The 15,510-nt window shown below is 61.5% G+C and carries 3 protein-coding genes; 1 reads left to right on the top strand and 2 read right to left on the bottom strand.

What is annotated here, in order from left to right:
- The first annotated feature begins 48 nt into the window (after positions 1-48).
- Positions 49-2,460 carry a TonB-dependent siderophore receptor gene (locus ALO43_RS22855; protein ID WP_053931308.1) on the top strand — a complete coding sequence of 804 codons (2,412 nt, stop codon included), beginning with the start codon at positions 49-51 and terminating at the stop codon, positions 2,458-2,460.
- 206 nt (positions 2,461-2,666) lie between these two features.
- Here the strand turns inward: ALO43_RS22855 and ALO43_RS22850 are convergent, their stop codons facing one another.
- Complete coding sequence (locus tag ALO43_RS22850; protein ID WP_054998105.1) at positions 2,667-11,294, bottom strand: amino acid adenylation domain-containing protein; 8,628 nt, start codon at positions 11,292-11,294, stop codon at positions 2,667-2,669.
- Position 11,295: 1 nt separating this feature from the next.
- The coding region (locus ALO43_RS22845; RefSeq protein WP_054998104.1) for a non-ribosomal peptide synthetase at positions 11,296-15,510 on the bottom strand (4,215 nt) is incomplete at its 5' end.

The raw sequence follows: 15,510 nt of genomic DNA, 5'->3' as shown, positions 1-15,510 counted from the left end.
CGCAAATGCATTATCCTTCGCTATCCCTTTCAACGAGTCATCCCCGCCATGCAAACATCCTCCAGCCGTCTGCGCACAGGTCGCGTGAAAACGCTCGGCCTGCGTCTGGGCAGTGTGGGTCTGACGCTGGCGTTGAGTGTGCAGGGTGAAGCCTTGGCTGAAGAGTTCGAGTTCGATATCCCCGCGCAAGCCTTGAGCAGCGCCCTGAAAGAGCTGGGGCGACAAAGCGACCTGCAAATCCTTTACAACCCCGACGACGTGAGCGGCAAGTTCAGCAGCGCCGTACACGGCAGGCTGACGCCCGAGCAAGCGGTCACGGACCTGCTGAAAAAAGCTGATGTGGCGCATAACCTCAAGGCCAACACACTGATTGTCCGCGTCCCGGCAGCTGCGCAGCCTGTGAACCTCGATCCGGTCGCGATCAAGGCCAATCAGGCCGGCATCAGCACCGGAGGCAGCGCTTCATACACCGCTACCGGGGTGAGCATCAATAAGACAACACAATCGCTGCGCGACACCCCGCAGTCCGTCACCGTCGTGACTCGTCAGTTGATGAACGACAAGAACCTCACCGGTCTGGACGAGGTGATGGCGCAAACGCCCGGTATCACTTTTTCACAACGCAATTTTGGCTCTCACGTGTTCAGTTCGCGGGGCTTTGCATTGGAGGACGAAAGCTACACCATCGACGGCGTGGCCGGTCAGGGCTACAGCGTGACCGGCTGGATGACCCCGGACATGGAAATCTACGACCGCGCAGAAGTGCTGCGCGGTGCTGCCGGGTTGCTGATCGGTGCAGGCAACCCCGGGGGCGTGGTCAATCTGGTGCGCAAGCGACCTACCGCAATGCCACAATTATCGATCACCACGCGTGCGGGCAGTTGGGATCAGTACCGCGTCGATCTGGACGTCAGCAGCAAACTCAACGATTCAGGCAGCGTACGCGGGCGCTTTGTGACGTCCTATGAAGACCGTGGCTACTTCATCGACGGCCTGAAAAAAACTGCGCCGTTGCTGTACGGCATTCTGGAAACAGACCTCACCGAAGACACCACACTGACGCTTGGCATGCGCCACCAAAGCGCGGACACCAAGGGCTTTTCGATTTTCGGCCTGCCTCGCTACAGCAACGGCAAGGCCATCGAGCTGCAGCGCTCCACGTCGCTGGCTCAGGACTGGAATCGCCACCAGACCCGGACCGACGAGGTGTTCAGCGAGCTTCAAACCCGCTTTGACGAGAACTGGAGCGGCACGCTGTCGGCGACCCACTCCGATGGCGCGTTCGATCAGAAAGTCGCCTACGCACAGGGGGCTATCGATCCGGCGACGCAGAGCGGTTCGCGACTGGTCAGGACCCTGTTCCGTTCGGACGACATCCATAGTAACGGGCTCGACAGCCATCTGGACGGCCGTTTCGATGCGTTTGGCCTGACGCATCAGCTGACCGTCGGCGGCAACTGGTCCGAGCAAAAGCGCGATTCCCGTTACGCCACGCTCAACGCCAATCAGCCGCTGGACATCTTCAACGTCGATCACGATGCAATTGCAGAGCCTGCGCGCCCGGCCTGGCGCAGCACCGATTACAGCGACAAGCGCTATGGCGTGTACAACAACCTGCGCCTGAGCCTGACGGAGTCGTTGAGTCTGGTCATGGGTGGCCGGCTCAGCTGGTATGACTACCAAAGCCAGTCTGCTGGCGTGACCACCCGCGCCCAGGAAGACAACCAGGTCACGCCGTTCGTGGGTGTGATCTACGACCTGAACCGCGACTGGTCGTGGTACGCCAGCTACACCGATATCTTTCTGCCGCAGAGCGGTTATCGCAGCGCATCCGGCGCATTCCTTGACCCGGCGATCGGCGCCAGCCATGAAACCGGTATCAAGGGCGAGCTGTTCGACAAACGCCTGAACGTGTCTTTTGCGCTGTTCTATGTGAAGCAGAAAGACGTGGCCATCGAGGACAACGCCAATGCGGGACAGTGCCTGAGCAATGATGCTTATGGCACCTGCTATCTGAATGGTGATATACGGCGCAGCAAGGGTATCGACATGGAAATCAGTGGCGAACCGTTACCAGGTCTGCAGACCCTGGCGGGTTACACCTTCAACCTCACTCGCGGCAGCGACGGCCAGTCGATTTCAGCAGAAACACCCCGTCACATGTTGCGCCTGTCCAGCAGCTACAACTTGCCCGGCGCGTGGCGCCGATTGACCATTGGCGGCGGTGTGTCGGCGCAAAGCGGCTACTCCGAACATGAGTCAACCCAGCGCATCGACAACCCCGGCCGCGCCATCTGGGACGCGCGGGCCTCGTGGAAGATCGACGAACACTGGTCGGTAGCGCTCAACGGCAACAACCTGCTGGACCGCAAATACTACAAGGCCACCGGCGACATCGACCGCGGCAACTACTACGGCGACCCGCGCAACTACGTCCTGACGTTGCGTGGTGACTTTTAACAGCGCCGCTTGCTCCTTGCGATCAAGAGCGGACGCAGAGCGTCCGGAAATGCATGCCCACGCGGAGCATGGCCACGATGGTGTTCTACCGGACGCCTATCGTTCATCACACAACAGCCCAGACACCTATCGTCCCGGACGCGCCAGCCCAGGCCCCTATCGTTCCTCACGCTCCAGCGTGGGAATGCCGTTCGTGACGCTCTGCGTCACACAAGTCGCTCGGCTAGCCCCAGCAGAAACGCTTCCGCGAGCACCAGGTTGTCATGCCGCTGATCAACCGTCGTCGAACTGCGCAGCCCGTTGACCGAGCACTGTTCCAGCAGCACCGTTTCAGCTTTGGCAATCTGTCCGGGCGCGCGGCTCTGCCCGGCCCACCAGCAATCGGCCTGGACGTTGAGCGTTTTCAGAGTAAACGACTGGCTCAGTTGCGCGTTGGCTTCCAGTAATTTGTAACCGGTTTCGATCTCGTCCTGCACGGCGATGTCCTGGAAGATGTTGCGCAGGCTGTCGACGTTCATTCCGGCTTGCTGTGCAACTTCGTCGACCACCCAGTCGATCACGTCGCCCTCGCTGGACACCGAATGCCGGGCCGTTTCGATCAGCCCGACAATCGCCTCTTCCTGCAAGCCCGGCACAAACGCCTGCAGACTCTTGATCAGGCTGCGGTAGTAGTTTTCGCTCTGCTTCTGCACAGTGACCTCTGGGGCCTCTTCCACCCACTGCATCCCGGCCGATGAAGGCAACTGGGTATCCACCAGCCCGAGAAAGCTCACCGTATCGCCAGCCCGCTCAAGCACATGCGCCACCTCGATTGCCAGCGCACCGCCCATCGACCAGCCCAGCAGGTTATAAGGCCCGTGCGGCTGAGCCATACGGATCTGCTCGACGTAGTAATCGACCATTTCCTGCCACGAAGTATCGAACCAGCCCGGCACCACATAGGCCTTGTTGACCAGCCCGTAAACCGGTCGGCTGTCGCTCAATTGACCCGCCAGCGGGTAATACGAGTACGTGCCGCCGCCGCCCGGTGGCAGGCAGAACAACGGCGCGTTGTCCGATCGACTGGCGTTCATGGCGATGACCGCCGATTTGACCCTCGCCTCATCGGCACGCATAAAATCGGCCAGTTCACCGAGGGTCTGCATCAGCAGAAAATCATGCAGCTTGATGGAGATATAGAACGTCTCGCGAATCCTCCCCGCCAGCGAAACTGCCAGTAGCGAGTGTCCGCCCAGCGCGAAGAAGTTGTCGTTTAGCCCTACCCGTTCGACCTGCAGCACCTGCTCCCAAAGCGCAGCAAGTCGTTGCTCGAGCTCCGTACGCGGCGCGGCATAGCCCTGCTGGGAACGAGCCACGTCAGGTTTCGGCAATGCACGGCGGTCCAACTTGCCGTTGGCGCTCAGCGGCATCACATCGATGAAAACAAACCAGGTCGGCACCATATAGTCCGGCACGTGAGCCTTGAGATGCGTCTTCAAGGCTTCGCGCAGAACGTCCGGGCCTTGATCAACGTCGGCCGGCACAAGATACGCAACAAGCTGCTTGCCGGAAGGCCCGTCAATGTCGATCACATTGGCTTCGCGCACGCCTGCATGCTCATGCAGGCGCGCTTCAATTTCGCCCAGCTCGATGCGCAGGCCACGAATCTTCACCTGATGGTCGATACGCCCGGCGTATTCGATCACGCCTTCGTTGCGATAACGCGCCAGATCTCCGGTGCGATAAAGACGCCCGCCCTGCTCGTCAAACGGATCGGGCACAAAACGCTCGGCGGTCAGCGCCGCGCGGTTGTGATAACCCCGCGCCAGACCCACGCCGCCCAGATACAGCTCTGCCGCAACGCCTTGCGCGGCAGGCAGCAAACCGTCATCCAGAATGTGGGTTTTCAGGTTGTCGATAGGGCGACCAATCGGCACGCTGAGCACGTCATCCGTGGTACAGGTCCAATGCGTCACGTCGATCGCGGCTTCAGTCGGGCCATAAAGGTTATACAGACTTGCCTTCGGCAGACGCTTGAGCACCTGACCGGCCAGCTCGGCAGGCAACGCCTCGCCGCTGCAGACCACACGACGCAGGCTGTTACAGCTTTCCACCTGCGGATGGGTGAGAAACGCCTGGAGCATCGACGGCACAAAGTGCAGCGTCGTGACCTGATGTTCGCGAATGGTCTGCACCAGTCGCTCGGGGTCACGATGATCGCCTGGCAAAGCCACCGCCAAACGTGCGCCGGTCAGCAGCGGCCAGAAAAACTCCCAGACCGACACATCGAAACTGAACGGGGTTTTCTGCAAGACCGTGTCGCTGCTGTCCAGCCCATAAGCCTTCTGCATCCAGTGCAAACGGTTGACCAAGGCGCGATGGCTGTTGCCCGCGCCTTTTGGTTTGCCGGTCGAACCGGAGGTGTAAATCACATAGGCCAGATTCTGCGGATGGCTGAGGTTGATCGGGTTGGCAGTGCTGTAGCCGGCCAGCCAGTCGCCGTCCTGATCCAGGCAAATGCTCTGCACGTGCTCAGGAACCGGCAGGCGTTCCAGCAACGAAGTCTGGGTCAGCAGCAAGCCAATCCCGCTGTCCTGCATCATGTAGGCCAAGCGATCTTCAGGGTAATCCGGGTCCAGCGGCACGTATGCGCCGCCGGCCTTGATGATCGCCAGCAAACCGATCACCAGTTCCAGGCTGCGCTCAACGCAAATCCCCACCAGTACGTCCGGGCCAACGCCCGCTTCGCGCAAGCGATGGGCAAGCTGATTGGCGCGGGCATTGAGTTGCGCGTAGCTCAGTTGTTCAGCCGCAAAAATCAGCGCCGGGGCATTTGGCGTGGCCAGTACCTGGGCTTCGATCAGGCTGTGCAGGCAGTATTCGTTCGGGAAGTCGGCAGTGGTCGTGTTCCAGCTACGCAATACCTGTTGCTGTTGGGGATCATCCAACAGCGCCAGCTCGCCAATCGCCGCCTGCGGATCACGCGCCAGCGCCTGCAAAACCTGCCGCAGATGCGCCGACAACTGCGCCATGTGCAGCTCGCTGAAAGACTGACGGGCATAGCTGAAACGCATCGACAACGTTTCGCCCAGATTGACCACCAGGGTCAGCGGGTAATGAGTCTGCTCGTGCGTGTGCAGGCCGCCGAAGACCAGCCCCTGCGGCGCGGACTGCTGTAATGCCTCGGACACCGGGTAGTTTTCGAACACCAGAATGTTGTCGAACAGCGCCTCGCCAGCACTGCGTGCCCAACGCTGAATCTCGTACAACGGTGTGTGCTCATGCTCGCGCAGAGCGATATTCTTCGCCTGCACCTGCTGCACCCAGTCCGCCACCCGCTGTTCCGGGCGCGGGCTGGCGATCACCGGCAAGGTGTTGATGAACAGCCCCAGTTGCTCTTCGACACCCGGCAGTTCAGCTGGACGCCCAGCCACGGTTGCGCCGAAGGTCACGCTGGATTGGCCGGTGTAGCGTTGCAACACCAGCAACCAGGCCGACTGCACCAGCGTATTGAGGGTGACGCGCTGTTCGCGGGCGAACTCGCTCAACTGGCGGGTGTTCTCGGCATCAATCAGTTGCAGATAATCGCCATGCCCCTGCCCGTTCTCTAGCGCTTTGAACGCTTGAACCAGCCGGGTCGGCTCGTCCAGCCCGGCCAGCTGGCCGGTCCAGAAACGTTCGCTGAGCGCAGCATCCTGACGTTGCAGCCATTCGATGTAATCGCGATAACGGCTGACCTGCCTAGGCAGCGTCTGGCCGCTGTAGCGTTGCAGCACTTCGCCCAGCAGCCGCGAGCTGCTCCAGCCGTCCATGAGGATGTGATGGCTGGTGTAGATCAGTTGATGCGTCTGCTCGCCGGTACGCAACACGGCCAGACGTAATAATGGCCCTTGAGTCAGATCGAAGCCCTGCTGACGGTCCGCATTCGCCCAATCGTCAACCCACTCGCTGGCTTGCCCGCGAGCATCCCGCTCGACAAACGGCATGCTCACATCGCGCAACACCACTTGCAGCGACTGCTCCAAGTGACTGACAAACCCGCTGCGCAGCACCTCATGGGCATCCAGCGTGGCCTGCCAGGCGGCGCGGAAACGCGGCACGTCCAGGCCGCTGACTTCGACACGCATCTGGTTGATGTAATTACCCGCTTCCTGCTCGAACAGGGTGTGAAACAGCATGCCCTGCTGCATCGGCGCCAGCGGGTAGATGTCCTCGATCTGCGCCGCAGGCATCGGCAACCGGCTCAGCTGCGACTGGGTCAGGCGCGCCAGCGGGAAGTCCGACGGGGTTACGCCCGCCACGCCTTCAGTGGTGCAATGCGCAATCAATTGTTGCAGTTCAACCGCGTATTCGTCGGCCAGCCGCTGCACGGTGTCACGTTCAAATACCGCACCACTGAAGGTCCAGCTCAGGCGTAATTGGCCGCCATATACCTGACCATTGATGCTGAGCGGCGCAGCCAGTGGCGCATCGGCACTCTGCGACGCGCCGCTGCTGTCGGCCGAGGGCGTGAACAGCGCGCCTTGTGCGTCAAAGCTGCCGTCGAACTGCCCTAGGTAATTGAACACGATGCTGCCTTGCGGCAGTACTTGCAGGGTCCGCCGTGCCGATTCGCTGCCCAGATAACGCAACGCGCCGTAACCAATGCCCTTGTCAGGCACTGCGCGCAATTGCTCCTTGATGGTCATGATCGACTCGGCCAGCGTGGCTTGCGGGGTTAGCCTGGCCGGGTAGAGGTTACTGAACCAGCCCACCGTACGGGTGATGTCCAGCGTGTCGAAGAGGTCTTCGCGGCCATGCCCTTCCAGACGAATCAGCGCGTGCGGCTGCGCAGTCCAGCGGCTGACCACCCGTGCCAGCGCGGTCAGCAGCAGGTCGTTGATCTGCGTGCGATAGGCCGCTGGTGCGTCTTGCAGCAGTTGCCGGGTCAGCTCGCCATTCAGTTGCGTGACCACCGACAGCGCGTGCTTCTGTTGCTGGCCGCCGTGCGAGTAATCGCAAGGCAAGGCGTCGCTGACCTCCTGCAACTGCGCCTGCCAGTAACCCAGTTCCTGTTCCAGCGCCGGGCTTTGCGCATAGGCCTGCAAATGTTCGGCCCAGCTTTTCAGCGAGCTGGTTTTCGCCGGCAGCGACAATGGCCTGCCTACCACGATGGCGACATACGCCTGCTGCAGGTCTTCAAGCAACACGCGCCACGACACGCCGTCCACCGCCACATGGTGAATCACCAACAGCAGACGCTGCTCACCCTGCGGCAGGTCGATCAGCACTGCACGCAACAAGGGGCCGTTTTTCAGGTCAAGGCTGCGTTGCGCTTCATCAGCCAGTTCGCTCAGGCGCTCGACACTGTCAAGTGTGTGAGTCCACAGCACGTCACGCGTGTTCAGCGCGCCGAACGTGGCCTGCCACTGGCCGTTTTGTTGCGTGAAACCGAGACGCAGCGCGTCGTGCTGTTCGATCAGCGCGGTGAGTGCTGCTTGAAGATGGATTGCATCCAGCGTTTGCAGGGGCTTGAGCATCAGCGCCTGATTCCAGTGCTGACGCTCAGGGATGCCCATTTCAAAGAAACGCGCCTGAATCGGCAACAGCGGCAGCGAACCGCTGACCTGCTCTGCCGCCGCTGCGGGCTTTTTCTCGATCAGTCTGGCCACAGAAGCCAGTTGGCCGATGGTCTGTTTTTCGAACAACTGCTTGGGGCTGAGCTTGATGCCCTGACGCTTGGCGCGGGCAATGATTTGCAGACTGAGGATCGAATCGCCGCCCAGTTCGAAGAAGTTGTCGGTGCTGCCGACCTGCTCCAGCTTCAGAACGTCGGCCCAGACGGCGGCGAGCTTTTCTTCGATCTCGCCGACCGGTGCGGTATAGCGCTGTTTGACCACACCCGGCTTGGGCAAGGCGCGTTTGTCGAGCTTGCCGTTGGCGGTCAGTGGCAGCTTTTCAAGCAACATGAACTGCGCGGGCACCAGGTATTCCGGCAGACGCGCCGCCAGTTGCTCGCGCAGAGAGTCAACGTCCAAGCGCACACCCACCGCCGCGACGCAGTACGCCACCAGTTGCAGACGTGTATCGTCGCTTTCCAGCGGCTGAGCCAGCACCACGGCTTCGACGACGTTTTCCAGGGTTTGCAACACCTGACCGACTTCGCCCGGCTCGACCCGATAACCGCGGATTTTCACCTGATCATCCGCACGACCCAGGTACTCCAGCACGCCATCCACCCAGCGAGCTCGGTCGCCAGCCCGATACAGACGCTGGCCATCGGCGTCCGGGTCCGGCACGAAGCGTTCGGCGGTCATCGCCGCACGGCCCAGATAGCCCTGCGCCAACCCTTGACCGCCCAGGTACAGCTCGCCCGACACACGTTCGGCGACCGGGTTCAGATAGGCGTCCAGCACCCGCGCCATGCCGTTAGCCAAGGGCTGACCGACCGGCACGCTGCGGCATGCATTGAGACGCTCGACCACCTCATGGGTGAGGATGCCGACCGTGGTTTCGGTCGGGCCATAGTGATTGACGATCCGGCAGCCCGGTTTCAGCGCGCGGACTTGCTCGATCAACGCCCAGGAACTGGCCTCGCCACCCAGCATCAGCAACTGGCTCGGCAGCACGTCGGCCGGGTTTGCGGCCTGCAGCAAGCCCTGCAAATGGCTGGGCACAATCTTCAGCACTTCAACCTGATGCTCGGCCATGTAACGGGCAAAACCGTCAGGGTCGAACGCTTGCTCGTGGGACAGCAGATGCAGCGGGCGCCCAGACGCCAGCGCACCGAACAGCAGCGTATGGCCCAGGTCTGCGGCGACCGTCGAGACCATCGCCATGCTCGCCCCGTCATTCAGCGACAGGCGCGCAAGCACGCCCTGCACGTAATTGGCCAGCGCGCCGTGGCTGATCACCACGCCCTTCGGCTGCCCGGTGGAGCCGGAGGTGTAGATGATGTAAGCCGGTTGCTCGGCGATGACGCGCACGCTCAGCGCACCGCCATCGACCTCGGACCACAACGCAGCATCGAAGGCCAGCACCGGGCACACACCCAATTGAGCGGCCTTGTCGTCGCCGGACGCGTGAATCAACAACGCCGCGCCGCTGTCACGGGTTAGTTGCTGCAAACGCTCGGCGGGCTGTGCGCTGTCCAGCGGCAGGTAAACGGCACCGAGTTTGAGCACCGCCAGCAGGCTGACCACCCATTCCACAGAGCGGTCCAGGCACAGCGCAACGGCCATGCCCGGCTGGATGTCCTGCGTGTGCAGGTAGCGAGCGAACTGATTACTGCGCTGTTCAAGTTCGTCAAAGCTCAGCATTTGCTGCCCCACACGCAAGGCGGTCTTGCCGCGCCCGATGCGCAGGCCCTGTTGCCAGAGGCTGAGGAAGTCATCGCAGGCAAAATCAGCGCTCTGCTCAGCGGCGGGCAACGAAACGGTTTGCGGTTGATCGGCCAGACGCTGGTCAGTGTCCACGACCAGCGTTTGCAGCACAGCGCGCAATGCGTCGGCCATACGCTCGATGGTCGGTGGCTCGAACAGGTCGGTGGCGTAGGTGAAATAACTGCGTATGCCCACGGGCGTATCGGTGAAGTCGAAGGCCAGATCAAAACGCGCATCGCTGCTGCCGATCGGGAATTCATCGACCGTAAGGCCTGACACACTCTGCCCGCCGTCATCTGCGGCCAGTACGTGTTGATTGATCTTGAACTGGAACAGCGGGTTGTGGCCCAGGTTACGTTCTGGGGCCAGCGTGTCCACCAGGTGTTCGAAGGGCAGCTCCTGATGCGACTGAGCGCCGGTCACGACCTGTTTCACCTGATCCAGCAATTGCGCAAAGCTCTGCCACTCGTCCACCTGCACACGCAATACTTGAGTGTTGATGAAGAAGCCGATCAGCCCTTCCAGTTCGCTGCGTGTGCGCCCGGCGTTGGGCGCGCCGATGCGAATATCAGCCTGCCCGCTGAAACGCGACAGCACCACCGACAGCGCCGCCAGCATCAGCATGAACAAAGTCTGGCCGCTGTTGCGCGCCTGAGCTTTCAGTTGTGCGGACAGGTGTTCCGGCAGATCAACACGCACAGTTGCGCCGCGCTGACTGGGCTGTAGCGGACGCTCGTGGTCCAGCGGCAGGCTCAGCAACGGATGCTCGCTGCCCAGTTGCTGTTTCCAGTACTCCAGTTGCCGCTCGCCCTCCCCGGCCTCCAGCCAGGCGCGTTGCCAGATGGCGTAGTCGGCGTACTGAATCGCCAGCGCAGGCAGTTGCGCAGACTGACCGGACACCTGCGCCTGATACGACTGCACAAACTCGCGAATCAGCACTTCGCCGGACCAGCCATCGGACACGATGTGGTGCATGCACACGGTCAGCACGCGCTCGGCTTCGCCCAACTGAAACAGTTTGACCCGCAACAAGGTGCCGCTCAGCAGGTCGAAGGGCTTGTGCAGCTCGGCACGCACTTGGCTTTCGATATCGGCTGGCGCAACCTGCGTGAACTCAAGCGCGACGTGCGCCTGCTGAAGAATCTCCTGATAGAACGCGCCGTCCTCGGAAACAAACCGCGTGCGCAGGGTTTCATGGCGCTGCACCAGTTGGTCCAGCGCTGCGCTCAACGCCTGACGGTCCAGCGGACCGTTGAGGCGCACCGCCATGGGAACATTGTAAGCAGCGGTGTCCGGTTCCATCTGCCAGAGGAACAGCATGCGCTGCTGCGCGTAGGACAGCGGAATACGCGCTACTTCATGCCGGGTGACGGCGATGGGCAGCAGTTTGAAGCTTTGCCCGGTCTCGTGCATCTTGGCGAGGATCTGCCGGCGCTGTTCCACGGGCAACCCGGTAAAACGCTGGGCGATACGCTCTGCTGCAGACTTGTCCATGTCAGATACCCGCCATTTCATTCATCATTTTTTCGATATCGGACAAGCCGTCCTCGGTCAGCGACAGGCCGCTGCTGGCGAAAGCCTGAATAAATTCGTTCAATTGCGGTTTCTCGAAAATCAGGCGCAGCGGGATGTCGATCCCCAGGCCGGTGTGAATTCTGGAAATCAGTTGCGTGGCCAGCAGCGAATGGCCGCCCAGCTCGAAGAAATCGTCGCTCAGCCCGACGCGCTCGACTTTCAGCACGTCGGCCCAGATCGCAGCCATTTGCTGTTCCTGTTCAGTGGACGGCGCGACGTACTGACGCTGCAGCTGAGTGGCGTCCGGCCTCGGCAGGGCCTTGCGATCCAGCTTGCCGTTGGTGCTCAGCGGCATGCTGTCCAGCACGATGAAGTGCGTCGGCACCATGTAATCCGGCAGCGACTCCTTGAGATGCGCCTTTAACAGCTCGCGCAGATGATCGCTGCTCTGTTCAGCCACCAGATACGCTGCCAATTGCTTGCCGGACGGGCCGTCAACGTCGATGACCACCGCTTCATGAACGCTGTCGTGTTCCAGCAGGCAGGCTTCGATTTCGCCCAGTTCGATGCGCAGGCCGCGAATCTTCACCTGATGGTCGATACGCCCGGCGTATTCGATAACGCCTTCGTTGCGATAACGCGCCAGATCGCCGGTGCGGTAAAGCCGCCCGCCCTGCTCGTCGAACGGGTCCGGCACAAAACGCTCGGCGGTCAGCGCCGCACGGTTGTGATAACCGCGCGCCAGCCCAACGCCGCCCAGGTACAACTCTGCCGCAACACCTTGTGCGGCAGGCAGCAGGCCATCGTCCAGAATGTGGGTTTTCAGGTTGTCGATAGGGCGACCAATCGGCACGCTGAGCACGTCGTCCTTGGTGCAGGTCCAATGGGTCACGTCGATAGCCGCTTCGGTAGGGCCATATAGGTTGTACAGACCGGTCTGCGGTAGACGCTTGAGCACTTGGCCGACCAGTTCGGCAGGCAATGCTTCACCGCTGCACACCACACGCTGCAGGCTGTTACAGCTTTCTACCTGCGGGTGAGTCAGAAACGCCTGCAGCATTGATGGCACAAAATGCAGGGTGGTGACCTGATGCTGGCGAATGGTCTGCACCAGCCGCTCGGGGTCGCGATGATCACCCGGTAACGCCACGGCCAGGCGTGCGCCGGTCATGAGCGGCCAGAAGAACTCCCAGACCGATACATCGAAACTGAACGGGGTTTTCTGCAAAACGGTGTCGGACTCATTCAGCCCGTAAGCCTTTTGCATCCAGTGCAGTCGGTTGACCAGGGCGCGATGGCTGTTGCCTGCGCCCTTGGGCTTGCCGGTCGAACCGGAGGTGTAAATGACGTAGGCCAGGTTCTGCGGATGACTGAGGTTGACCGGGTTGGCAGTGCTGTAACCTTCCAGCCAGTCGCCGTCCTGATCCAGACACATGCTCTGCACCTGAACCGGCAAACGCTCCAGCAACGAAGTCTGGGTCAACAGCAAACCAATGCCGCTGTCCTGCATCATGTACGCCAGCCGATCCTCGGGGTAATCCGGGTCCAGCGGCACGTAAGCGCCACCGGCCTTGATGATCGCCAGCAGGCCGATGACCAGCTCCACGCTGCGCTCGACACAGATGCCCACCAGCACATCCGGCCCGACGCCCGCTTCACGCAGGCGATGCGCAAGCTGGTTGGCGCGGGCATTGAGTTGCGCGTAGCTCAGTTGTTCAGCCGCAAAAATCAGCGCCGGGGCATCCGGCGTCGCCAATACCTGCGCCTCGATCAGGCTGTGCAGGCAATGATCGCTGAGGAAATCGGCAGTCGTAGCGTTCCAGTCGCGGACAATCTGGTCTTGTTCGGCAGCGTCAAGCATCGGCACATCAGCAATGCGCTGACCGGCATTGGCGCAAATGGCCTGCAGCAACGCGAGCCAGTGCCCGGCCATGCGTTCAATAGTGCTGCGCTCGAACAGCGCGGTGGCGTAGGTCAGGCCTGCGCTGAGGCCGCCGTCCTGTTCGGCGGTGTTCAGGGTCAGGTCGAATTGCGCCGGGTAGCTCTCCGACATCAGCGCTTCAACCTGCAAACCGGGCAATGCGCGCACTTCGGCGCTGGCCTGGCTCTGGTGATTGAACATCACCTGAAACAGCGGGCTGTGGCTGAGGCTGCGTTGTGGCTGCAAGGCTTCGACCAGTTGTTCGAAAGGCAGCTCCTGATGCGCCTGGGCTTGCAGCGCGGTGTGTTTGACCTGTTGCAGCAGTTCGCTGAAGGTTGTGTGCAAGTCAAATTCGGCGCGCAGCACCTGGGTGTTGACGAAAAAGCCGATCAAGCCTTCGGTTTCCGCGCGGGTGCGGTTGGCAATCGGCACACCGACACGAATGTCCGGCTGGCCGCTGTGGCGATGCAGCAAGGTCTGGAATGACGCCAGCAACAGCATGAACAGTGTGACACCCTGTTGCCGCGCGACCTGTTTCAAGTCGTCGATCAGCGCTGGCGCCAGTTCGACCGCCAGCCGCGCACCGACGTGGCTTTGCACGACCGGGCGTGGATGATCGGCAGGCAGCTCCAGAATCGGCTGCTGGTCGCCCAGTTGCTGCTTCCAGTACGCCAGTTGCCGTGCCTGCTCACCGGCGTCCATCCAGCTGCGTTGCCACAGCGCGTAGTCGGCGTATTGCATGTCCAATTCGGCGAGCAGCACTTCGCGGCCCTGGCTGTAGCCTTCGTACAGGCGCACCAGTTCATCGACCATGATCGGCATCGACCAGCCATCGGAGACGATGTGGTGCTGAGTCAGAATCAACACATGTTCATCGGCGGCCAGGTGCAACAGGCGAACGCGCAGCAGCGGACCCTGTTCCAGATCGAACGGGCGCTGCATTTCCTGCTCCACACAGGCCTCAAGGGTCTGCCCGGCGGGCACGGATTCAACCGTCAGGGTCAAGGCACGCGGCGCATGAATGATCTGCACCGCCTGTTCGCCCTGCTGGCGGAAGGTGGTGCGCAGGGTCTCGTGACGGGCGATCAGCGCGCTGAAACTGTGCTCCAGCGCCGCGATGTCCAGCGAGCCGCTCAGGCGCAGGGCTGCAGGAATCGTGTAAGCGGTGCTTTCAGGGTCGAGCTGCCAGAGAAACCACTGACGCTGCTGCGCGTAAGACAAGCCCAGCCGCTGGTTGCGGTCGGCCTTGATGAAGCGTGGCGCGTCATTGCCCTGCCCTGCGCCCGCCGCTTGGGCAAAGGCTGCCAGATCGCGGGCTTCAAACAGGTCGCGTAACGAGAGTTCAACATCCAGTTGCTGACGAATACGCGAGATCACCTGCGTGGCCAGCAACGAATGGCCGCCGAGTTCGAAGAAATTGTCGCTGCGACCGACCTGCCCGATTTTCAGCACATCGGCCCAGATAGCTGCCAACTGCTGCTCCAATTCACCTTGCGGCGCGACGTAGGCCGCCTGCAACTGGCTCGCGTCCGGCGCTGGCAGCGCCTTGCGGTCCAGCTTGCCGTTGGCCGTCAGCGGCAGCTTCTCGAGGATGATGAAATGGGTCGGCACCATGTAATCCGGCAGATGCGCCCGGAGTTCGGCTTTCAGGGTTTCACGTAGAGCTTGTTGATCCTGATCAGGCTGAGTCGGCAGCAGATACGCCGCCAGTTGACCTTCCAGCGCTAGCATGACCACTTCGCGCACTGCCGGGTGCGCTTGTAGCCGCGCTTCGATTTCGCCCAGTTCGATGCGGAAGCCACGGATCTTCACTTGATGGTCGATACGTCCGGCGTATTCGATGGTTCCTGCGGTTTTGTAGCGGGCTAGGTCGCCGGTGCGATACAAACGGCCGCCTTCATTGGAGAACGGGTCCGGCACAAAGCGTTCGGCAGTCAGCGCAGCGCGGTTGTGATAACCCCGCGCCAGACCGGCGTGGCCGATGTGCAGCTCGCCGCTGCAACCTTGGACAACCGGGTTGAAGTCAGCGTCCAGCACGTACCACGACAGGTCCGGGATCGCTTCGCCAATCGGGCTGGCCGGATTGTGTGTATCGGCCAAGGTTATGGGCCTGTAGGTCACATGCACGGTGGTTTCGGTGATCCCGTACATGTTGATCAGTTGCGGCGTTTGCTCGCCGAAACGTGCGAACCAGGGTCTCAGGCTGGCAAAGTCCAGCGTCTCTCCGCCGAAGATGACTTTTTGTAACGACATCGGCACAGGCGAATCACAGGC

Source organism: Pseudomonas tremae (genome assembly GCF_001401155.1).
Classification (GTDB): domain Bacteria; phylum Pseudomonadota; class Gammaproteobacteria; order Pseudomonadales; family Pseudomonadaceae; genus Aquipseudomonas; species Aquipseudomonas tremae.
This window is presented reverse-complemented; position numbering and strand designations above follow the sequence as displayed.